Below are 20,491 nucleotides of genomic sequence, written 5' to 3'. Positions count from 1 at the left end.
CTCACATTACATCGATGTAATGGACAGGGCAAGAGAAAATTGTTAGCGCACACAATCCGGTGGGCTGCTCTCGTTTCAGATGCGGGTGCTGTCCCGCTCCACGATGGTGTAGTCCACGGAAACCACGCGCTGCTCGTGGCCCCTGTCGGCCATCCGCTCCGTGAGCAGGCGGAGGGCTTCGCTGGCAATGGCACGCTTGTCGAAGGAGACCGTGGTCAGTGACGGAACCGCGTAGCGGCCGTCGGCGATGTCATCAAAGCCCGCCACCGCGATGTCCTCCGGGATGCGCAGGCCCCTCTTCCACAGCACGCTCAGGGCGCCGATGGCCATGGAATCCGTGAAGCAGAACAGCGCCTCGGGAAGGGGGTGGGAGTCGAGGTAGGCGGTGAGCGCATCGGCAGCAGTCTGCGGCGTCCACTTTTCGCAGGGAATCAGCAGTGACTCGTCGCGTTCGATGCCGAGGATCTCCAACGCCTCCTCATAGCCCTGGGTTCGCTGTATGGCCGCAGCCGATCCCCTGCCCTGGGTGGTTCCCAAAACGGCGATCCGTCGGCGCCCGGACTGCGCCAGGGCGAGCGTCATGTCGCGGGCGGCAGCGAAGCTATCCACGAAGACGCGGTCGGCGAGCCTTTGCGTGACCTCGCCGAGCAGGACCACGGGCGGAAGGGCAACGCCCACCTGGACGGCGCTCTCGTCCAGCACCACAGGGTTGAGGATCAGCCCGTCGATCAGGTTGGAGCGGGCACGCACCATGAGTTCGTGCTCGCGCTGGGGATCGGAGCCGGTTTCCTCGATCTGCACGATCCAGCCCTGCTCGTGCGCCACTTCCACAATGTGGTGGGCAATTTCTGCGGAGTACGGCGTGCCCAGATCAGGCAGGGCCAGCGCAATCACGCCGGACCTCCCGTTGCGCAATCCGCGGGCGGAGAGGTTGGGCACATAATCCAGCTCGACGATGGCCTGCTCCACCTTGGTCCTGGTGGCGCCACTGACTGGAATGATGCCGTTCATGACGTTCGAGACAGTCTTGGGTGAAACGCCGGCACGACGCGCGACATCCTTGACCGTTGCGCGCACTGCTCCCCTTTCTAAGCCTCTTAGGCCAAAGCCGGCAGGCAGTAAATGCCGCTGCGGATGACCTGCTGACGATGTTACCGCCCTCCTCGGCGGGAGGCGGCCGAAGCGTCTTGACAGGGAAATTGTTAGCGCTCACAGTTGGTGGAGCGAAACTTACTTCACCCGAAAGCCGAGCACATGAAGAACTGGGCAGGAAATCTCAACTACTCATCAGCGGACGTCGTGCGCCCGGAGTCGGTGGCTGAGCTCGCCCAGGTGGTGGCGCGCTCCAGCCGGGTCAAGGCCTTGGGGTCGCGACACTCCTTCAACCGCATCGGGGACACAGACGGCGTGCACGTGCTGCTGGATGCACTGCCACAGCACATCGAACTGGACGCGGAACAGCAGAGCGTCCGCGTCAGCGGCGGAGTGAGCTACGGCGCCCTTTGCCGTACGCTGCAGCAGGCCGGCCTGGCCATCCACAATCTGGCGTCGCTGCCCCACATTTCGGTGGCCGGGGCAGTCCAGACGGCCACCCATGGATCCGGTTTGAACAACCCCTCCCTGGCCGGAGCGGTGGAGGCCATTGATCTGGTCCGGCCCTCCGGCGAGCAGGTCTCGCTGTCCCGCGCGGACGGCGAGGAGTTCCTGGGCAGCGTAGTGGGCCTGGGCGCCCTGGGCATCGTCACCGGCCTCCAGCTTGCCGTCCGGCCGAGCTTCAGCATGCGCCAGCGTGTTTTGGAAAACCTGCCGTGGGAACGGGCGCTGGCGGATTTCACGCAGCTGGTGTCCAGCGCCTACAGCGTGAGTCTTTTCACCGATTACGCGGGCGATAGCATCAGCCAGGTCTGGCTCAAGGCGCTGGACTCGGAGCCTCCCATCGGTGAATTGTTCGGCGCCACGGCAGCCACCGGCCCGCGGCACCCGTTGCCGGGGATGTCGGCCGAGAACTGCACAGTCCAGATGGATAAGCCCGGGCCATGGCTGGACCGGCTGCCGCACTTCCGCCACGAGTTCACACCCAGCAAGGGTGAGGAACTGCAAAGCGAATTCATCCTGCCGCTGGAACAGGCACCAGCTGCGATCCAGGCCGTCCGGAGCCTGGCGGACAAGCTTGCACCCCTGCTGTTTGTCTCCGAAATCCGGACCGGCGCCGCGGACGAATTCTGGCTCAGCCCCTTCTACCGGCAGCAGAGCGTTGCGCTGCACTTCACCTGGAAGCCGCTGCAGCCGCAGGTGGAAGCCGTACTTCCGGAGCTCGAGGACCTGCTTCGGCCCTTCGTGGCCAGGCCGCACTGGGGCAAGCTTTTCACGCCCGACGGTCACGACTGGGACTCCCTCTACCCCCGCTTAACGGATTTCCGCTCGCTGGCATCGGCGCACGATCCGGAGGGAAAATTCCGCAACGGGCTGCTGGACAGCATCCTCGGCGTCCCGGCGGTGAGCTCACGCTAAGCAGCACACACCACCAGTCCTCAAACGGACGACGGCGGGACACCCCGCCGTCGTCCGTTTGCGTTGGGTACGGCTCCCCTACAGCGCCGACCAGCCGCCGTCGGAGGCGAGGATGGTGCATGGCTGCCGCGGTCAGACGGCCGGCTGATGCTGGGTGATGCAATGGATGCCGCCGCCCCGGGCGAAGATGGCGCGGGCATCGACCGTCACCACTTCGCGGCCCGGATACGCCTGCTCCAGGATCCGGCGGGCTCCCGCGTCCGCGGGGTCGTCGAAACTGCAGGCGATGACGCCTCCGTTCACCACCAGATGGTTGATGTAGCTGTAGTCGACCCAGTCGAGCTCGTCGCGCAGCGTGTCCGGGGCCGGTACCTCCACGATGTCCCAGGCACGGCCCTGCGCGTCCCGGGTCCCGGCGAGCATCGCGATAATATCGGCGGTGATCTGGAAGTCCGGGTGCAGTGGGTTGCGCTGGGAGTGGACCAGCAGCACACCGGGGGACGGGATAGCGGCCACGATGTCAACGTGTCCGCGGGTTCCGAGTTCCTGCGAATCACGGGTCAGCCCGCGTGGCAGCCAGATGACATGCGTGGCGCCGATGGTGCGGGCCAGCTCGGCTTCGACGTCAGCCTTGGTCAGGTGCGGGTTCCGGAACTTATCCAGCTGCACCGTCTCGGTGACCAGCACGGTGCCCAGACCGTCCACCTGGATCCCGCCGCCTTCATTGACCAGCGGGCTGTCCAGCAGCTCCGCCCCGGCCTCCCTCACCACTTCCGCACCGACCCCGGAATCCTTGCCCCAGCTGGCCCATTCCTGCTGCCCCCAGCCGTTGAAGACCCAGTCCACCCCGCCCAGCCGGCCGTCGTCGCCGGTCACGAATGTGGGCCCGATGTCCCGCATCCAGGCATCGTCGAGGGGCGCTTCCACCAGGTCAATGCCAGCGGAAAGATAGGTCCGCGCTGCAGTCATGTCCGGCGGGTCCACGACCATGGTGACAGGCTCGAAATCCGCCACAGCATGCGCCACCGCTGCCCACGCCGTGCGGGCCTCATGGGTTTCCTCCGCGGTGTGCCCTATCGAGGATCGCTCCGGCGGAAATGCCATCCAGACCCTTTCCTGGGGTGCCGTTTCGCTCGGCATCATCCAGGTCATGGCTGGGCCGCGGTCTGCTGTGCGGATACCGCCCCGTACGGACGGTCGAAATCGACGTCCCGGGTGAGCTCGGCATAGGTGTCGGGGCGGCGCGTGGTCAGGAGCGGGAACAGGTCCAGCCAGTCCTTGCGCTGGTCCAGGTCGAGATCGGCCACCAGGACGGCTTCCCGGTCCCGCGGCGCTTGGACCAGGACGCGGCCGTAGGGATCGGAAATGAACGAGGAACCGTAGAAGTTGATGTCGCCTTCGTCGCCCGTCCGGTTGGGGACCACCATGAACGTGCCGTTCGTGATGCCGTGGCCTGTGATCACGTGCTGCCACAGCGGCTGGTGGTCGAACTCCGGGAAGGTCGGCTCCGAGCCGATAGCCGTGGGGTAGACCAGGATTTCCGCGCCGGCCAGCGAATACAGCCGGGCGACCTCCGGGAACCATTCGTCCCAGCAGGTGGGGAGTCCGACGGCGGCCCCGTCCAGTTCCGCGGGGCGGTGCACGGGGTAGGCGTCGACGGCCGGCCCGGCACGGAAGTACGTGTCCTCGTAGTAGCCGGCGCTGACGGGAATGTGGGTCTTGCGCGTGCGTGCCAGCAGCTCCCCCTGGGGCGAGACGAGGATGGCGGTGTTGAAGCCCAGCCCGTCGTTTCCGTCTGAGCGCTCGTAGAGCGAGGCGTGGACGGTGACGCAGTGCTTCCGGGCCGCGTTGGCGGCGAACTCGAAGGTGGGGCCGCTGAGCAGGTCCTCGGCATTCCGGGCGGGGTTACTGCCGGCCCGGACGTTGGCAGGATATTTGGACAGCGTAAGTTCCGGCAGGAACACGGCCCTGGCTCCGGCGTCGGCGGCTTTGCCGATGGCCCCGGTCAGCACCGACCTGAGCTCGGCGGCGTTTTCGCGCCAGCGGTGCTGGACCAGGGCCACTCGGAGCGGCCGGCGGGTGCTTTCCTGGCTCCGGGCGAAAGAGGCGGGCGGTTCGGTGTTGGCGATGATGTCCAAGGCGGTGTTTCCTAACGGGACCCTAGGGGTCCTTGCATAATCGCGGGATTCCGCTGGAATCGCGTCGTTTGATAAGTGGTTGAGAGTTGGGTCGGTGGTTCATTTGCCCAGACCCTGTCCGGAAGGTTCCTGCAGTGTCGTCGGGCGTGCTGTGGTGAGTGAGTCGATGGCCGTCGTCAACAGGGAACGCGCGTGGTCTGTGGTGATGAAACCGTTGAGCCAGCGGCCGGAGATCCCTTCCACCAAACTGGTGAGGATCTCCGCAGTGACTGCGGCCTCGTCCTCGCTGGTGCCTTCGCTGGCGGCCACGATGGCCTGGGCGATCTCGCGGTTCCATTCCGCCGTTGTCCGGGAAAGCGGTTCCGCCAGCTCCTGTTCGAAGATGGAGCACGCCCGGAGCTCGTTCCAGGCCACCGAATTCCGGCGGACATCAGCGTCGTCCTTGATTTCGTCAAGGAGCAGGTGCCTGAAGTGCCGGGCGCGGTCTTCCGCGTCAGGGGAGGAGGGGGCGGCGTCGTCCTTGCTGACCTGCTTGTTGATGTGTTCAAGCGTTGCGGCAAGCAGGCCGGCCCGGTCGGTGAAGTGGTAGTACAGGAGGCCCGGCGAAACACCGGCTTCTGCAGCCACATCGTTGACCCGCATTCCCCGGACGCCGTTCCTGGCGATGCAGGTGGTGGCGGCGGTGAGGATCTTGGCTAGTTTGTCAGTCATGGTTTGACAGTAATACGTGCTCACCCCGCTCCGGTCCGGCCTCGGCCAGGGAGGCAGGCGGTTCGGGCCAGAGCCGGAGCGCCGCGAGATAGCCGACGGCTCCGATGACTGTGGAGCCAAGGAAGCTGAGGTCGATTCCTCCGGCGAGCTGCGAGAGCGGACCGGCGTAGAGGGATGTGTCCGTGGCCAGCAGGCCGAATGCTGATCCGATGGCCCAGGGGATCACGGCCCGGAGGTTCCAGCCGTTGCTGAACCAGTACCGTCCGCGAGGTCCGTTGGCGCGAAAGAGCTGGAGGTCTGCGGCGTGGTATGTGCCGCGGCGGGCGACCAGGAAGCCCAGGACGTTGATGGCCACCCAGGGGCCGGCGAATCCGTTGAGCACCAGGGTCATGGCGGTGATGGAGTCCACCGCGTTGAACACGAAGACACCAAGGTAGAGGAGTCCGACGGCGATCACCGACGTGATGAGCGTGGTGTGGATGCGGCGCAGGCGCGGGAAGAGTGCTTCGAGGTCCAGGCCGCTGGCGTAGAGGTTGAGCACGCCCTGGCCTAGCCCGCCGGCCAACGCGATGATGAGGATTGGGAGCAGGTACCAGGCCGGCGCGGACCGCACCAGGTCTGCGACATAGGAGCCGCCGAGTTCCGGGAAGGCCGAGGCTGTGAAGGCGCCGAAGAGGGCAGTGACAAACAGGCCCAGGAACACACCAAGGCAGGTGGCGCCGACCACGGACCGGTCCGAGTGGAGTTTCCCGGAGATGCGCCGGCTGTAGTCGCCCAGCGTGGGCGCGTAGGACAGTGGGCCTCCGACGGAAATGACGGCGGACAAAATCCAGGTGGGCCAGAAATGGCCCAGAAGGTAGTCGGCGTGCACGGTGGTGGGGCTGAACGTTGGAGCGAAAGCAACGACGCCGATGAGCAGCAGAATGCCGACCACTGGGGCGACAAATTTCTGCATCGCCACCACGGTGCCGTGGCCAAAAAGCGCAACCAATACGATTTCCACGGAGATCACGGCGTAGCCGATGGCCAGCGTGGTGCCGTCAACGGACACGCCCAGCAGCCGCTCGGCGGCGGCAACCAGCGCGTCGCCCGAAGTCCAGACCGCGATGGCGGCGTACGCAAGGGCGAACAACAGGGTCAGGGCGGAACCGATCAACCTCCCGCGGGTGCCGAAGTGTGCGGCGCTGGAAACGGTGTTGTTGGTGCCGGTCCGTGGCCCCAGGAGGGCCATCGGGGCGATCAGGGCTGTACCAACGAGGAGACCGGTGAGGCTGGCCGTGGCGGCGCCGACGAAGTCCAGGCCGAAGGTGATGGGAAGCCAGCCGAAAACGATGACCGAGAAGGCGAAGTTGCCGCCGAAGAACACGGTGAACAGGTTCCGGGGGCGGGAGGTGCGTTGTTCGTCGGGGATGAACTCAATGCCGGCCGACTCAATGCGGCCGAAGCGGTCCTTGTGCGCGGATGCGGCACCGACGGAATCCGCGTCTTTGCGGAAGCGCGTGCTGATCATGGCAAGCCTTCGTGAGCTACATCACGTTGATGTATCGCATCAACCATAAGGCCTGACTGAATTTTCAGTCAATAGCTGATCCACAACACGCATCTCCGCCACCATGCAGCACCGGACGGGTCGGAGCGGCCGGCGTCCGGCTGAACTGTGGTGGGGCCTTGCGGTGGTGGGTGATGGACGACGGCGGGACCTCCCGCCGTCGTCCATTTCCGTTTTGTCAGGCGTCGCTTAACGCGAGGTTCCTGGAGAGTTCGCGGTGCGCGTCGGCCTGGAGCTGGAGGGCCTTTCCTCGGGTCTCGAAGACGCCCACGGCGTCGGCTCCGGCGGCGAACCGCAGCGGGGGTTCGTCCAGTTCGGCCAGCTGGATCAGCGCTTCGGCGAGCTTGGCCGGGTCCCCGCCCTGGAGGCCGTTCATGCCCTTCCACGCGGTGACCGTCTGCGCGGTGCGTTCGGCGTAGTCCCCGATGGTGGATTCCGCGTAGCTGGTGGATTCCGGGGTGAGCAGCTCGGCGCGGAAGAACCCCGGCTCCACGATCATGGAGCGGATGCCGAACGGTGCGACCTCGAGTGCCAGGGATTCCGCCCAGCCTTCCACGCCGAACTTCGACGCGGCGTAGGCGGACAGGAACTCGCCGCCTGCGAGGCCGGCGGTGGAGGAGATGGTGACCACCAGGCCGGAGCGCTGGGCGCGCAGGACCGGCAGGGCAGCGCGGGTGACGTTCATGGGACCGAACATGGTGGTTTCGATCTGTTCCGTTTGATGCCAAACCCAGCAGCTGTAGCCTGTACGTCCGGTCCGGTGACGCCACGGCTCCGAATCCCTAGTAGAGATCAGCAACGGAAGGCGGGCATGAGCGTTCGGCAGGAATCCGCGACGTGGGTGGCTACGCTGCGGCGGCACACAATTCCAACAGAGCTGGGCCCGTGCACTGTGCGAGTCCAACAGGGCATCGGAAGCGGGGCTCCGGCGTCCGGCACACCGGAGGTGTACCTGCACGGCGCCGCGGGATCCTGGGCCACCTTCCGGCCGCTGCTTTCCGAAGCATCGCACCACGATCGTGTCCTGATTGACCTGCCGGGCTGGGGCGAATCCACTAAGGGAGCCCGGCTGGAACACTTCGGCATCGAGACGATGACACGCGCAGTCACCGATGTACTGAACTTGCTCAACTACCCGCGATGGAACCTCGTGGGCCACTCCATGGGAGGCTTCCTGGCTTTGCATATTGCCGCGACGTGGCCGGAGCGGACCGCCAGCGTGGCTGCCATTTCGCCCACAACATTCGGCGTGTCTGAGGCCGCCCGCGAGCCACTGCGCAGCCTGTCCCGGTTCCCGGCGTTTGTCGGCATGATGCTGCTCATGCGCTCACTGGCGGCCCTAGGTCCAGCAGGGCTGGCAATGGTCCGCGCAGTCGGTGCCACACCCGTGATGGGACCGTTGATGTCACCGTTCTTCGCAGATCCCCCAGGCATGTCAGCTGGGGTGATCCGCGGGCTCGGCCATAACGCCCGTCCGGCCAGCTTCTCCGCGGCTGCCCGGGCAGTGGCGCACTACGACTTTAACCAGTGGCGCGGCATCCGCTGCCCCGTGCTAGCAACCCGCGGGGAAACTGATGTATTCACGTCTCCCTCCGACCTGGACCGGCTGGCCGCCACAGTGCCGCAAGTCCAGACTGTGACGATCCAGCATTGCGGGCACTTCGCCAACGTCGAGCAGCCGGAACAGGTGCAACGACTTCTCGAGGACATGTGGTCACTGTGACCGGGCAGCGTGGCCAAGCGGACGACGGCGGGACGTCAGCTGCGGGCGCAGGTTGAACTAGCCGCTATGAAACCTGCACTGCGCCCGGCTTGCCGTCTTCGACCTCGAACACCGCATGCGTGTACTGCCCTGCGGTCCGGGTCCCCACTCCGGTGGCCATGCGAAGCTCCGTGCGCCAGCGCTCGGGAGTGACCTGGCAACGGACGTAGCCCCGCCGGTCGCCATCGAAGAATTTGATGTGCGGGTTAAACCCGATCATGGGCCCGTAGTAGGGCCCGTAAACCGGCACGTCGCCGTTCGTGCTGATGGAGCTCCCCACGAACTCGGTGGCCACCACCGGGGAGTCCGGCTTGTCGAAGTCGAGGTGAACGTCGTTGACGAAGGTGGAGTGCCAGTCGCCCGTGATGAACACGGCGTTGCGCACCGCCGGCTCGGCGATCACATCCAGCAGCCTCTTGCGGGCTGCCGGAAAACCGTCCCAGGCGTCGTGCCACAGCAGCTCGCCCGCGGCACCGTCGTGGTCGAGGCGGGAGACCATGACGTTGTTCCCCAGGATGTTCCACCGCACCTCTGAGTCACGCAGTCCGTCGTAGAGCCACTGCTCCTGCTCTGAGCCGAGCATGCTGATTGACGGGTCGTACGCCGCTTCGCATGCCTGGGCTTCTCCCCAGCCGCACGGCGGGGCGTCGCGGTACTGGCGTCCATCCAGAACGTCCAGCTGCGCGAGGCGGCCATAGCGCAACCGCCGGTAAAGCTGCATTTCCGTACCGCGGGGCAGCGACCGTGCCCGCAAGGGCTGGTGCTCGTAGTACGCCATGTAGGCCGCGGCCCGCACTGCGGTGAAGGCCTGGGTCTGCCCCTCCCAGCCTCCGGCATAGTCATTCTTAACCTCGTGATCGTCCCAGGAAACGACGAACGGGAACCGGGCGTGCGCCGCCTGCAGGTCGGGATCGGACTTGTAGAGAGCGTAGCGGGCCCGCCACTGCTCAAGCGTCTGCGGGGCCGGCTGGGCAGCCGCCGGGACAGGTGTGCGACGCAGCCCGCCGCCTGCGGCGATCTCGTACTCGTAAACGTAATCGCCCAGATGCACCACAAAGTCGAGGTCCTCTGCGGCCATATGGCGGTAAGACGGAAAGAAGCCATCCTCCCACTTCTGGCAGGAGGAGAAAGCAAAATCGAGCTGCCGTACATCCGCCCCGGGGGCCGGCAAGGTTTTGGTCCGGCCCACGGGGGACAAGTGGTTACGGAACTTGAACTCGTAGAAGTACTCGCTGTCCGGTGCCAGGCCCTCGACCTCCACGTGGACCGAATGCCCCAGCTGCGCCGGGGCGTGCGCGCTCCCGCGCTGGACAACATCGCGCATCCCGGCGTCACTGGCCAAACGCCACTCCACCACCGCATGGCCCGGCGGCATGCCGCCGTTCGGGTCGAACGGTTTCGGGGCCAGGCGGGTCCACAGCACCACGCCGGAAGGCGTGGGGTCACCGGATGCGATACCCAGCGTGAAGGGATCGTCCTTGGCCCGCGCCGGCGCCGACGCAGCGTCCGCCCTGGTAGCCGGGGCGGCCGCCAGCGCGGCGGCAGCGGAGACACCGGCCACCCCCGCGAGGAAGAGGCGGCGGTCGATCAGATGCGAGTTACCGGGCAGTAGGAGAGGCATGGAGCCAGCATGGCCGCGGACCGTGAACAGGAAGGCAGCCTCCGGGAACCGCCAGGGAACCCGCCGGCTAACAAGCCATGAACCGGGAGAAGCATGCGTCCCCTCGTCCGGCCCGGTGACGCCGCGGCTCCGATCCCTGATAGAGATCAGCAACGGACGGCGGGCATGCGCGTTCGGCAGGAATCCGCAACGTGGGCGGCTACGCTGCGGCGGCACACAATACCAAGAGCTGGGCCCGTGCACTGTGCATATCCAACAGGGCTTCGGACGTGGGTCTCCAACGTCCGGTACGCCGGGCTTCCTGGCTTTGCATATTGCCGCGACGCGGCCGGAGCGGACCGCCAGCGCCGGCACTGATCCGCGCAAGCTGTGCGGCCACTTCGCCAACTTCGAGCAGCCGGAACAGGTGCGTCGTCTGCTCCAGGGCCTAAGGTCACTGGGACAGGACAACAGGGCCGAGCGGGTCCTCGTGGAACCGAGTCACCAAGCGCCCGATATGTGTTGCATGTTGCATGCAACAGGGGTAATTTATACGGATGCAGATTATTCGAGGTGCCGATTCCAGATCTCCGCCGCTCGTTTACCAGGCGAGTTAAGCCCAGCTGAGAAGTGAGTCAACGTCGCCCGTGGGAATGCCGCGTTCGTGGGCTTCGCGCAGGATAAGCAGCCGGGCCGTATTGAGTATATGGCGCCGCATGTCCTGTCCGGCTTTCTCGGCCTTCCCGGCCACGAAAGCCTCGTAGACGTCCCGATGGTCCTCAAAAGCTTCCCGGGAAGAACGCGATTTGGGGACGGTTTCCACCCCAGTGAGCAGGACGACGTTACGCAAGTCCTCCAGTATTTTCACCACCCGGTGATTGCCGGAGGTAGTTAGCAGCGCCAGGTGGAAGTCGCGGTCGGCCCGCAAAGTAGCAGCAGGACCGCCGCTCTCGGCAATTTTCTGAAAGGTGTTGAACGCCTCTGTGACCCTTTGGACATCGGCGTCCGTGCGGACTGCGGTAGCTTGCCGGGTCACGGGCACCTCGAGCATCAGTCGGACCTGGAATCCCTCGATCAGGTCTTCCAACGTTGTTGACCGGACACGGATCCCTCTATTGCGCTCGACTACTACAAGGCCGGCCTTCGCCAGTTGCTGCACTGCCTCCCGGACCGGCGTTCGCGACACACCCAGCCATTCGCCCAGCTGGGTCGCGGAGTAAAGCTCCCCCGGCTTCAACTCGCCGCCCAATATCGCAGTTCGGAGTCTTGTGATGGCCTGATCTGTCAGATTGACTGCACGTTCAAGGTTGTCCACGAGCACATTCTCGCACGGACAACTTTCCACCCAATGATAAGGATCGACATGCCCACGGAACCATTGCGCTGCGCCGTCGTCGGCGGTGGCATTATCGGTGTCGCCGTTGCACGGGAGCTGACAAACCGACTGGAAGGAGCCTCGGTCACTGTCTACGAGAAGGAGGAGAAACTCGCCTCTCACCAGACGGGCCACAACTCCGGAGTGGTGCACGCCGGCCTTTACTATGAACCCGGCGGCCTGAAGGCCACGCTGTGCCGCCGCGGAGTCCATCTGCTGAAGGAATACTGCGCCGCCAAGAAGCTGCCCTACGATCAGTGCGGCAAGCTCGTCATCGCCCAGACGGCCGAGGAAAGCCGGCGGCTTGACGCTATCTTTGTCCGGGCACAAGCCAACCTGGTACCGGGGGCCAGGATGCTCAGCGGCGCCGAGATCAGGGACGTGGAGCCTAATGCTGTCGGGATCTCGGCACTGCACTCGCCTGAGACGGCCATCGTCGACTATGCCGCCATCACCAACGCCTTTGCCGGCGACGTCCGTGAGGCAGGCGGACAGATCAGGCTGGGTCAGGAAGTCCGCTCTCTTGAACAGCAGGGGCAGGGCGTCGTGGTTCACACCAGGGACGGAGGTGAACACTACGACCTTGTGGTGGCCTGCACCGGGCTCCAATCCGACCGGCTGGCCGCGTCGATGGGGGAACCCTCCACCCCGCGCATCGTGCCGTTCTTCGGACAATACTTTCTTCTCGGTTCAGAGGCCCGCAGCCAGGTAAAGGGCCTAATCTATCCGGTTCCTGATCCACAGCATCCCTTTCTTGGAGTGCACCTCACCAAGCGCATCGACGGCGAAATGATGCTGGGCCCCAACGCCTTCATCTCGTTCGGACGGGAGTCCTACTCCTGGAAGGACGTCAATGTGCGCGACGTCCTGGACTATGCGCTGTTCCCTGCTTTCTGGAACTTCGCCCGCAAGAACCTGCCCTCGGCTGCGCGTGAGTTCCAGACCGTCGTCAGCAAGCGCAAATTCATCGCCGAGGCAACGCGTTTCGTCCCTTCGCTCGAGGGTGCGTCCATCGTTCCCGGCACGCGGGGTGTACGTGCCCAGGCGATGAACGCTGACGGGTCCCTCGTGGATGACTTTGTGATTGCCCGCCGCCAGGACACAGTCCTTGTACGCAACGCCCCCTCACCCGGCGCCACCTCCTCCCTGGCCATCGCCGAATACATCGTCAACCAAGCGCTCGAAGGGCGCGCCGTCCCCGGGCGGGCCGGCGCCCAGTAACCGGAAGCGCCTCCTCAGCGGAAGGCCGGAATCCCGGTGATGTGGTTGCCCAATATCAGCGTGTGCACCTCGTCCGTTCCCTCATAGGTGCGCACGCTCTCGAGGTTGTTGGCGTGGCGCAGCGGGGAATAGTCCAGGGTGATGCCGTTGCCGCCAAGCATGGCCCGGGCATCGCGGCAGATCTTGATCGCTTCGCGGCAGTTGTTCAGCTTGCCCACGGAGATTTGGTGCGGCTGGAGGACTCCGGCGTCCTTCAGCCGGCCCAACTGCAAAGCCAGGAGCGTGCCCTTGTTGATCTCCAATGCCATGTTGACGAGTTTCTCCTGGGTCAGCTGGTAACCGGCTAACGGCTTGCCGAACTGCATGCGCTGCTGCGAGTAGTCCCGTGCCGTGAGGTAGCTGTCACGTGCCGCCCCCATGGCGCCCCAGATGATGCCGTAGCGGGCCTCATTGAGGCACTCAAACGGGCCGCGGAGGCCCTTGGCCTTGGGCAGCATGGCACTCGCCGGCAACCGGATGTCCGTCAGTTCGATATCGCACTGAATGGACGCACGCATGGACAGTTTCTGCTGGATGGGGGTGGCCTTGAACCCGGGGGTGTCGGTGGGGACGACGAAACCGCGGACGCCGTCGTCCGTCATGGCCCAGATGATGGCCACCTGCGCCACCGAGGCCAGCCCGATCCAGCGTTTGGTGCCGTTGAGGATCCAGTCGTCGCCGTCGCGTTTTGCGAAGGTCAGCATGTTCCCGGGGTCGGACCCGGCGGAGGGCTCGGTGAGGCCGAAGCAGCCGATGGCGGTTCCAGCGGCCATGCGCGGAAGCCACTCGTGCTTCTGCTCTTCCGATCCGTGCTTGGCTATGGCGCTCATGGCCAGTGAACCCTGGACGCTGACAAAGGTCCGCAGCCCGGAGTCGCCGGCCTCCAGCTCCAGGGCGGCCAGGCCATACTCCACCGAGGTCCGGCCGGGGCACCCGTAGCCCTTGATGTGCATGCCGAGCAGGCCGAGTTCAGCCATCTGCGGGACTATCTCCAGCGGGAACTCCGCGTGCTCGTACCAGTCAGCAATATTCGGTTTGATGACCGAGTCCACGAATCCGCGGACCTTCTCCCGCACGGTGACTTCCTCCGGCGTGAGCAGCGTGTCGATGCCGATGAGGTCTGAAGTGTCAGTCATGGTTCTACTTTCCGGTGGGATGGGTTTGGGGGGCTGCCCGGTGGGTCCGCGCCGGGAACGTCGCTCCGCTGTGTTCGCCGAGCAGCGGCGGCAGCCGCCGGTACGTGGCGGGGGTTTCCGAGAGCTGGATGGGGTTGGCTACCTGTCGGGAGGTTCGGGGGCTGGACTCGTCCGCAATCTCCACTACGGGCTCCAGCCCCAGATCGGCGGCCAGCTGGATCGCTTCGACGATGGAGTTGACCTTGCCGGCGGGTACGCCCGCTTCACTGAGCAGGCCCGACCACTCCACTGCCGGCTTTTTTTGAAGCTGCTCCTCAAGCAGCGCCTTCAGCGCGTCCCGGTGGGCCACCCTGTCCACGTTCCCGCGGAACCTGCTGTCGTCCGACAGTTCGGGAATGCCCAACACCCGTGCCAGGGCGGCAAATTGCTTGTTCGTTCCCACCGCCAAGGCGAGGGGCCCGTCCGCGGTGCGCAGCGTCTCGTACGGCGCGATGCTGGGATGAGCGTTGCCCATTCGCTGCGGGGATTCGCCCGTAGCCAGGGTGCTGGAGGCCTGGTTGACGAGCCCGGCAAGGAGCGAGGACAACAGGTTGACGTTGATCAGCTGTCCCCTGCCGGTCTGGTCACGGCTCCGCAGAGCGGCAAGGATGCCTACCACCGCGTTTTGGCCGGTCACCACGTCCACCAGCGCCACCCCCACCTTGCTGGGTTCCGACTCCGGGGATCCGGTGACGCTCATGAGTCCGCCCACGGCCTGGACCAGAAGGTCATATCCAGGCAGGTGCGCCCCGCCCTTGCTTCCGAATCCGGTGATGGAGCAGTAGACCAGGTCCGGGCGCTCCACCCGCAGGGTTTCATAGTCCAGTCCGAAGCGCCGCATGACGCCCGGCCGGAAGTTCTCAACGACGACGTCGGCGGCCAACGCTATGTCCCGCGCCTGCGCGAGCCCTTCCTCGGTGCGCAGGTCGCACACGACCGAGCGCTTGTTCCGGTTGACGCTGGAGAAGTATGTCCCCGCGCCGTGTTCGTCCACGGGGGGCACCCAGGCCCTGGTGTCGTCGCCGCCCGGGCTCTCCACCTTGATCACATCGGCGCCGAAATCAGCGAGCATCATGGTTGCAAAGGGCCCGGCGAGGACCCGGGAGAAATCCGCCACCTTGATTCCGTCCAAGGGTGCGGCGGCGGGAGGGCCGTGAGGGAAAGATGGGGTGCTGCTCAACGAGCGTCAGCCTCCTTCGGTTGTGGTTCGGCAAGCTCAGTTGGAGGCGGTCACGGGATTGCTGAGGGTTCCGAGGCCCGTCACGCGGCATTCAGCGAGGTCCCCCGGCTCGATGTGCACTGCTCCGGGTGTTCCCGTGGAGATGATGTCACCGGGGAAGAGCGGCATGACCTTGCTGTGGAAACTGATCAGGTAGGCCGGGTCGTAGCGCATGTGCGACACCGTATTGCTGCGGCGCACCTCCCCGTTGACCACGGTGGACACCGTGACCTCGGCCAGGGAGCCGGCGGCCTCTTCCACCTCGGCGAGGGGCACGATCCGGGGGCCGAAGGAGAAGAATCCCGGAAAGTTCTTGGAGCGGGTGAGGAACCGCGGATTGCGTTGCAGGATGTCCTCCGCGGTCTGGTCCAGGACCGGTACGACGCCGGCGAGATAGGACAGGGCATCCTCCGGCTCGACATTGCGGCAGTATCGACCGATCACGACGGCGATCTCCGCCTCGGTGGTGGTGCGCTGGCTCTGCTCCGGGATCGGGATGTTCTCGTCCGGGCCGATGACCGTATGGTCACCCTTGATAAACGAGGCAGGCTCGTCGGGCACGGCCTCGGTGAGGTCGGAGGCGTGCTCGACGTAGTTCAGGCCGATTCCCCACAGCATGCGGGGGCGGCGGTACGGGGCGCCGTAGGTGAGGTGCTCCGGATCGCGGAAGACGGCGTCCTCGGCGTTGGCTGCGGCCGTTTCCAGGTCCCCGAGCAGGCCTCCGGTCAGGACATCGAGGATGTCGCCGGTAAAGCCCGGGAGCAGGTCGCGGACCAGCGCGGCTCCGCGCCGCGGGTGGACGACGGCCGCCTCTTCGCGGGCCTGCCCGGGGGCGGCCGCATCGGGGGTGTGTTCGTCGCGGATGGCGCATAGATGAAGGACGCGGGAAGTCATGGAATGGTTCTTTCGGTTAGTAGGAACGGACCAGTCCGCCGTCGCAGCGGATCTGTTCCCCGGTCACGTAGGAGGCAGGCCCGCTCGCGAGGAAGGCCACGACGGCGGCAAATTCTTCGGGCTTGCCGTACCGGCCGGCAGGGATCGAAGCTTCCGAGTCCGCCCTCGTCTCCTCCGGCGAGCGGCCGGTGCGTTTGGCCGCCGCTGCATCCAGTGAGCCGACGCGGTCGGTGTCGATGCGGCCGGGAAGCACCATGTTGACGGTCACGCCGTCCCTGGCGACCTCCGCCGCCAGGGTCTTCAGGTAGCCGGCGAGCCCCGCCCGCCCGATGTTGGACAACGCGAGGTTGGGCAGCGGCTGCTGCACGCCGCTGGAGCCCACTGCCACCACGCGCCCCCACCCACGGACCCGCATGCCCGGAAGCACGAGGGCAGTGAGCCGGATGTGCTGCAGCAGCAGCTGGTGCACGGCGCCAAGGGACTGTTCAACGGAGACGTCCGCGGCGCCGCCGGGCGGCGGTCCGCCGCTATTAAGAATGAGCACATCGATCGCGCCAAAGGCCTCCTCCGCCGCTTCCACCAAGGCCGGCGGGGCGCCGTCGTCCATGAGGTCAATGCCGACGCCGACGGCGGAACCCAGGCGCGCAGCTTCCGCCCGCACCAGGTCCTCGCGCCGCGCCGCCAGCACCACGTTGGCGCCTTCCTCGGCCAACGCCCGGGCAATGGCGAGGCCTATCCCCGAACTTGCGCCCGGAACCAGGACGTTCTTTCCCTTCAAACCGGTCTCCATCAGGCCATCACCACCCGAACGGCTTCGAGGTGGGCATCGATGAGGTCCGCCAGCGCCGGCGGCAGTTTCGGAGCGGGCGGCCTCACGATGGATTCAGCGATGATGCCGCGGCGGCGCAGCACCTCCTTGCGCAGGGCCAGCCCTACGCCGGGCTGGGCCTCAAAGTTCACCAAGGGCAGCCACGGAGCGAAAGCCTCGCGCGCGGCGCGGAATCCGCCGTCGGCCCATGCGCTCAGGGCGGCCTGAAGTCCTTCGGGATGCGAGAATCCGGTCATGGCACCGGCCGCGCCGGCGGCCAGCTCATCCAGCAGCCCCACTCCCCCGAGTCCGCCGTATACGGGCACGGACGTGGCACCCGTCAGCCTCGCGATGGCGGAGGCCGTCGGCGGCGCCTCCGACTTGATGGCTACGATGAACGGGCACTGCGCGAGGACCTCGAGGATCTGCGCCGCGCTGATATTTACCCCGGATGCCACGGGGTAGTCCTGCAGCACAATTCCCGCGCCCGTGGCGCGGTGCACGGCGGTCAGGTGGGCCGCGAGCACCTCTGGATCGGAGCTGTTGGCCTGCACCATAAGTGCCGCAAGGTTGCTGCCCGCCGCCTTAACCGCGGTACGGGCTTGCTCCAGCGCCACTGCCGTTGACCGGGCTGAGAGGCCCACCACCAGAGGCGCGCCCTTCCCCTCCTCGGCAACGGTGCGCACAATCAGGGCTTGCTCCTGGGCATCGAGGGATGCTCCCTCGCCGAAGACGCCAAGCACCACCATCCCGGTAGCCGGCAGCGCGGTGTAAAGCTGCACTTCGCGGCGCAGGGAGTCGGTGTCCACGGCAAAATCCGTTCCGCTGAACGGTGTGGCCAGAACTCCCCAGAGGCCGGGGGCAAGGTGCGGAATCGGTGTCGTCATAGTGATGCGTCGTCCTTTCGGTCAAGGGCCATGTCTGTGCGGTGTCTGCGAAGCCCAATGATGTGTACCAGGACGCCCACGGCAATGATGGCTGCCCCGATGCCGATGTAGAGCGGCTCCATGACCAGCATCGGCAGTGACCCGACGCCCAGCAGGACCCGTTCGGGCCAGCGGGCCGGGCCGAAGAGCCAGGCCCCGGTTGCCACGGCAAGGGAGGCCACCGCCAGCAGTGAGACGGTGAATGCCAGTGCAATCGATCCTGGACTGCCCTGCAGCAGCAGCCCGACGCCGTCGTCGGACAGGACAAAGATGAACGGGACCAGGAACGCCGACAGTGTGTACCGCCAGGTCAGCCACATCGTCTTGATCGGTCTGCCGCCGGTGATGGCCGACGCCGCGAACGGGGACAGCGCGGTGGGCGGTGACACCTCGCTGAGGACCGAGTAGTAGAAGATAAACATCGCAGCCGCGAAAGCGGGAACGCCGACATCCTGCAGGGCGGGTCCGATAATCACCCACGAGATGATGAAGCTTGCCGTTACCGGCACCGCAAGTCCCAGGAGGGTGACGGAGATGGCAGAGAAGATGGCGGTCAGGAGCAGGCTGCCGCCGGCAAAGTCCACGATGATGTTCGCGAGCTTCAGGCCCAGGCCGGTGAGGGTCATGATTCCCACGATGAGGCCGGCGGCCGCCATGACCGGGATCACGGACAGGGCGCCCATGGCGCCCGTGGCGAGCGCGTCCCAGATCCGCTTGGGCGTCAGCCAGGATTGGCGATCCAGGAAACTGAGCACGAATGCGAGCGCGGTGGCGAACACCACGGCCCGGAACGGGGTCATGCCCATGGCCATGAACACCACGATCGCAAGGAGGGAGCTGAAGTGGTATCCGAACCGCAGCAGCAGTTTGCCGGCCGGCTTGACGTCCAGCTCCACCGCCTTGGTCTTGAACCGCCGAGCGTCCATTTCGATGGCGAGGATGATGCCGAAGTAGTAGAGGACCGTGGGAATGGTGGCCCAGATGAGCACCTGCAGGTACGAGACTCCAAGCAACGCGGCGATGATGAAGGCTGCGGCGCCGAGCGTGGGCGGGGACATGATGGCGCCGATACCGGCAGCGGCCAGGATGGCGCCGCCGTGTTCCTTCGGGTAGCCGGCCTTGCGCAGCAGCGGCCAGGAGATGCCGCCCAGGGTTACGGTGGTAGCGACGCCGGAACCCGACACGGTGCCCAGCAGGAAACCCGCGAGGGTCACGGTCCGGCCGGGACCCGACTTTGACTGTCCGAAGGCAGAGAAAGAGAGGTCGATGAAGAATTTGGTGGCGCCCGAGGCGCCCAGGACGGCGCCGTAGATGGTGAAAAGAATGATGTACGACGCCGCAACGTCGGTGGGAACCCCGAACAGGCCTTGCGTCCCCATGACGTTGTGGCCAACAAGTCGGATCCAGTTGAAGGAGGACGTGTTGAAGGGGGCAGGGACGAACGAACCGAACGCCGCATACGCGAAAAAGCCGACCACGACCAGCGGAACGAGGATGCCCACCGTCCGGCGGGATGCCTCCAGGGTGACCAGGATGGCGATCACGCCCATGATCAGATCAAGGTAGGTCGGCGTGATCGCGCGGCGGAAGAAGCTGTCCCAGTCCGAGATGATGTACGCGAACGGAACGACCGCGATTGCGGCAAGCAGCCAGTCAAGTATGTGGGGGTTGTCAGAACGTCCGGACGCCTTGGCGGCAGCCGAGCGGCCCCACCCGCGGTAGACCAGGAACGTCATGGGCAGCCCGACCATCAGGAACGCGGGCAGGTAGAACTGGGTGGGCATGGGATTGAAGACCCAATAGAGCGCAAACAAGGACAATGCCACGCCGATGGCCTTCACCGCGATGCCGGGTTTCCCGTTCAGGTGGCGGGCAGGCTTTTCAGCCTCAAACTCCGCGATCAGCGCCTCTTCATCGATCACCGCTTCCTTGTCCCTGGGGTCGGCGGTGACACCGTCATCCGCGTTCCTCCGTCCGGTGCGCCCCGGGGGCTCAGGCGACGTGCGTGCCTGAACGGCGCCGTTGCCGTTGGGGTTCTCGGTCATGGGGTCTCCTTGAGGGATAGCACAACGAACGGGTCGCTGTCTTCGACTAACTTCCATAGTTCAAGCGGCGGAGCGCCCGGAACGTACACGGTGCGGAGGCCCAGATCAGTTGCTGCCAGCGACAGCCGGCCAAACTCCGCAGGGTGCCCCGGATCTGGGTCCGCCACCCACTCCCTGCGGTCGCCTTCCCCGGCCGCGGACGGCGGCCCGGGGACGGCGTAGTACTCTTCGAGCACCGCCAGCTGATCGGCGGCCAGCTGCACCAGGCGGTAGCTGCCGTCCTCCTGGACGGTGTACCGCTCTTCAGCGACGGTGCCGTAGATGGAGTTGCGGTAGCTCACTGCGAACGTGTCCCCGGCAAGGGGAATGCTGGCCAGCACGCCGCCGTCGTTGCTGATCACGACGGCGCGGGGACGGTGGGATTCCATCGGCGCGCCGGCCACGGCAATCCCGCCTGCTCCCAGCATGCCGAGGCAAACGAGACCGACGACGGCGGCGGCTGGCTTACGCATGGGGTG

The 20,491-nt window shown here is 65.9% G+C and carries 18 protein-coding genes; 3 read left to right on the top strand and 15 right to left on the bottom strand.

The annotated features are described in order from the left end of the window. Positions 1-75 precede the first annotated feature (75 nt). On the bottom strand, positions 76-1,077 hold the full coding sequence (locus ACX80X_RS13040) for a LacI family DNA-binding transcriptional regulator (protein ID WP_252614663.1): 1,002 nt from the start codon (positions 1,075-1,077) through the stop codon (positions 76-78). 177 nt (positions 1,078-1,254) lie between these two features. On the opposite strand from ACX80X_RS13040, the gene ACX80X_RS13035 reads away from it, so the two are divergent. After that, positions 1,255-2,511, top strand: a complete 1,257-nt coding sequence (locus ACX80X_RS13035; protein WP_252614662.1) for a D-arabinono-1,4-lactone oxidase — start codon at positions 1,255-1,257, stop codon at positions 2,509-2,511. 132 nt (positions 2,512-2,643) lie between these two features. On the opposite strand, the gene ACX80X_RS13030 is transcribed toward ACX80X_RS13035, so the two are convergent. The 5 genes from ACX80X_RS13030 to ACX80X_RS13010 form a co-directional block, all read right to left on the bottom strand. Next, positions 2,644-3,663, bottom strand: coding sequence for an agmatine deiminase family protein (locus ACX80X_RS13030; protein ID WP_459309630.1), 1,020 nt, complete (start codon positions 3,661-3,663; stop codon positions 2,644-2,646). Then, positions 3,660-4,649: a nitrilase-related carbon-nitrogen hydrolase gene (locus ACX80X_RS13025; RefSeq protein WP_459312246.1), complete on the bottom strand. Its 990-nt coding sequence runs from the start codon at positions 4,647-4,649 to the stop codon at positions 3,660-3,662. Before ACX80X_RS13025 ends, ACX80X_RS13030 begins: the two co-directional genes overlap by 4 nt. Before the next feature lie 99 nt (positions 4,650-4,748). Then, a complete protein-coding gene (locus ACX80X_RS13020) occupies positions 4,749-5,360 on the bottom strand; it encodes a TetR/AcrR family transcriptional regulator (RefSeq protein WP_252600391.1) in 612 nt (203 codons plus the stop codon). Next, positions 5,353-6,870, bottom strand: a complete 1,518-nt coding sequence (locus ACX80X_RS13015; RefSeq protein ID WP_459312244.1) for a purine-cytosine permease family protein — start codon at positions 6,868-6,870, stop codon at positions 5,353-5,355. Before ACX80X_RS13015 ends, ACX80X_RS13020 begins: the two co-directional genes overlap by 8 nt. 217 nt (positions 6,871-7,087) lie before the next feature. Continuing rightward, a complete protein-coding gene (locus tag ACX80X_RS13010; protein ID WP_459312242.1) occupies positions 7,088-7,771 on the bottom strand; it encodes an SDR family NAD(P)-dependent oxidoreductase in 684 nt (227 codons plus the stop codon). Between ACX80X_RS13010 and ACX80X_RS13005 the strand changes: the two genes are divergently transcribed. After that, a complete protein-coding gene (locus tag ACX80X_RS13005) occupies positions 7,721-8,632 on the top strand; it encodes an alpha/beta fold hydrolase (protein ID WP_252600385.1) in 912 nt (303 codons plus the stop codon). The genes ACX80X_RS13010 and ACX80X_RS13005 overlap by 51 nt on opposite strands. 64 nt (positions 8,633-8,696) lie before the next feature. Here the strand turns inward: ACX80X_RS13005 and ACX80X_RS13000 are convergent, their stop codons facing one another. Together ACX80X_RS13000 and ACX80X_RS12995 are read right to left on the bottom strand one after the other, a co-directional pair. Further along, the gene (locus ACX80X_RS13000) at positions 8,697-10,292 is read right to left on the bottom strand and encodes an alkaline phosphatase D family protein (protein WP_459312240.1); all 1,596 of its coding nucleotides are present in this window, start codon (positions 10,290-10,292) and stop codon (positions 8,697-8,699) included. Positions 10,293-10,884: 592 nt separating this feature from the next. Beyond that, positions 10,885-11,586 (bottom strand): GntR family transcriptional regulator, encoded by a 702-nt coding sequence (locus tag ACX80X_RS12995; protein ID WP_252600382.1) that lies wholly within the window; start codon positions 11,584-11,586, stop codon positions 10,885-10,887. Positions 11,587-11,634: 48 nt separating this feature from the next. Between ACX80X_RS12995 and lhgO the strand changes: the two genes are divergently transcribed. Beyond that, a complete protein-coding gene (lhgO, locus tag ACX80X_RS12990) occupies positions 11,635-12,867 on the top strand; it encodes an L-2-hydroxyglutarate oxidase (RefSeq protein ID WP_252600380.1) in 1,233 nt (410 codons plus the stop codon). A gap of 14 nt (positions 12,868-12,881) precedes the next feature. On the opposite strand, the gene ACX80X_RS12985 is transcribed toward lhgO, so the two are convergent. From ACX80X_RS12985 to ACX80X_RS12955, 7 genes are read right to left on the bottom strand one after another with little or no spacing between them, the layout of a single operon-like run. Beyond that, complete coding sequence (locus tag ACX80X_RS12985; protein ID WP_252600378.1) at positions 12,882-14,042, bottom strand: acyl-CoA dehydrogenase family protein; 1,161 nt, start codon at positions 14,040-14,042, stop codon at positions 12,882-12,884. A gap of 4 nt (positions 14,043-14,046) precedes the next feature. Further along, positions 14,047-15,261 (bottom strand): CaiB/BaiF CoA transferase family protein, encoded by a 1,215-nt coding sequence (locus ACX80X_RS12980; protein ID WP_256471163.1) that lies wholly within the window; start codon positions 15,259-15,261, stop codon positions 14,047-14,049. A gap of 36 nt (positions 15,262-15,297) precedes the next feature. After that, complete coding sequence (locus tag ACX80X_RS12975) at positions 15,298-16,194, bottom strand: fumarylacetoacetate hydrolase family protein (protein ID WP_252600376.1); 897 nt, start codon at positions 16,192-16,194, stop codon at positions 15,298-15,300. A 16-nt stretch (positions 16,195-16,210) separates the two neighbouring features. Continuing rightward, the gene (locus tag ACX80X_RS12970; protein ID WP_308216185.1) at positions 16,211-16,972 is read right to left on the bottom strand and encodes an SDR family oxidoreductase; all 762 of its coding nucleotides are present in this window, start codon (positions 16,970-16,972) and stop codon (positions 16,211-16,213) included. 11 nt (positions 16,973-16,983) lie between these two features. Continuing rightward, positions 16,984-17,889 carry a dihydrodipicolinate synthase family protein gene (locus ACX80X_RS12965; protein ID WP_252600372.1) on the bottom strand — a complete coding sequence of 302 codons (906 nt, stop codon included), beginning with the start codon at positions 17,887-17,889 and terminating at the stop codon, positions 16,984-16,986. After that, positions 17,886-19,973, bottom strand: a complete 2,088-nt coding sequence (locus ACX80X_RS12960; protein ID WP_252614657.1) for a TRAP transporter permease — start codon at positions 19,971-19,973, stop codon at positions 17,886-17,888. Before ACX80X_RS12960 ends, ACX80X_RS12965 begins: the two co-directional genes overlap by 4 nt. Further along, a complete protein-coding gene (locus ACX80X_RS12955) occupies positions 19,970-20,485 on the bottom strand; it encodes a hypothetical protein (RefSeq protein ID WP_252611056.1) in 516 nt (171 codons plus the stop codon). The genes ACX80X_RS12960 and ACX80X_RS12955 overlap by 4 nt, the downstream gene beginning before the upstream one ends. Positions 20,486-20,491: the final 6 nt, after the last annotated feature.

It is taken from the genome of Pseudarthrobacter sp. MDT3-1 (assembly GCF_054510755.1).
The sequence above is the reverse complement of the archived record's forward strand: the minus strand, read 5'-3'. Positions and strand labels throughout refer to the sequence as shown.

Coding starts and splice junctions, on each gene's coding strand:
- ACX80X_RS13035 (WP_252614662.1), top strand. CDS start 1,255: ATGAAGAACTGGGCAGGAAATCTCAACTACTCATCAGCGGACGTCGTG.
- ACX80X_RS13030 (WP_459309630.1), bottom strand. CDS start 3,663: ATGACCTGGATGATGCCGAGCGAAACGGCACCCCAGGAAAGGGTCTGG.
- ACX80X_RS13020 (WP_252600391.1), bottom strand. CDS start 5,360: ATGACTGACAAACTAGCCAAGATCCTCACCGCCGCCACCACCTGCATC.
- ACX80X_RS13015 (WP_459312244.1), bottom strand. CDS start 6,870: ATGATCAGCACGCGCTTCCGCAAAGACGCGGATTCCGTCGGTGCCGCA.
- ACX80X_RS13005 (WP_252600385.1), top strand. CDS start 7,721: ATGAGCGTTCGGCAGGAATCCGCGACGTGGGTGGCTACGCTGCGGCGG.
- ACX80X_RS13000 (WP_459312240.1), bottom strand. CDS start 10,292: ATGCCTCTCCTACTGCCCGGTAACTCGCATCTGATCGACCGCCGCCTC.
- lhgO (WP_252600380.1), top strand. CDS start 11,635: ATGCCCACGGAACCATTGCGCTGCGCCGTCGTCGGCGGTGGCATTATC.
- ACX80X_RS12985 (WP_252600378.1), bottom strand. CDS start 14,042: ATGACTGACACTTCAGACCTCATCGGCATCGACACGCTGCTCACGCCG.
- ACX80X_RS12975 (WP_252600376.1), bottom strand. CDS start 16,194: ATGACTTCCCGCGTCCTTCATCTATGCGCCATCCGCGACGAACACACC.
- ACX80X_RS12965 (WP_252600372.1), bottom strand. CDS start 17,889: ATGACGACACCGATTCCGCACCTTGCCCCCGGCCTCTGGGGAGTTCTG.
- ACX80X_RS12960 (WP_252614657.1), bottom strand. CDS start 19,973: ATGACCGAGAACCCCAACGGCAACGGCGCCGTTCAGGCACGCACGTCG.
- ACX80X_RS12955 (WP_252611056.1), bottom strand. CDS start 20,485: ATGCGTAAGCCAGCCGCCGCCGTCGTCGGTCTCGTTTGCCTCGGCATG.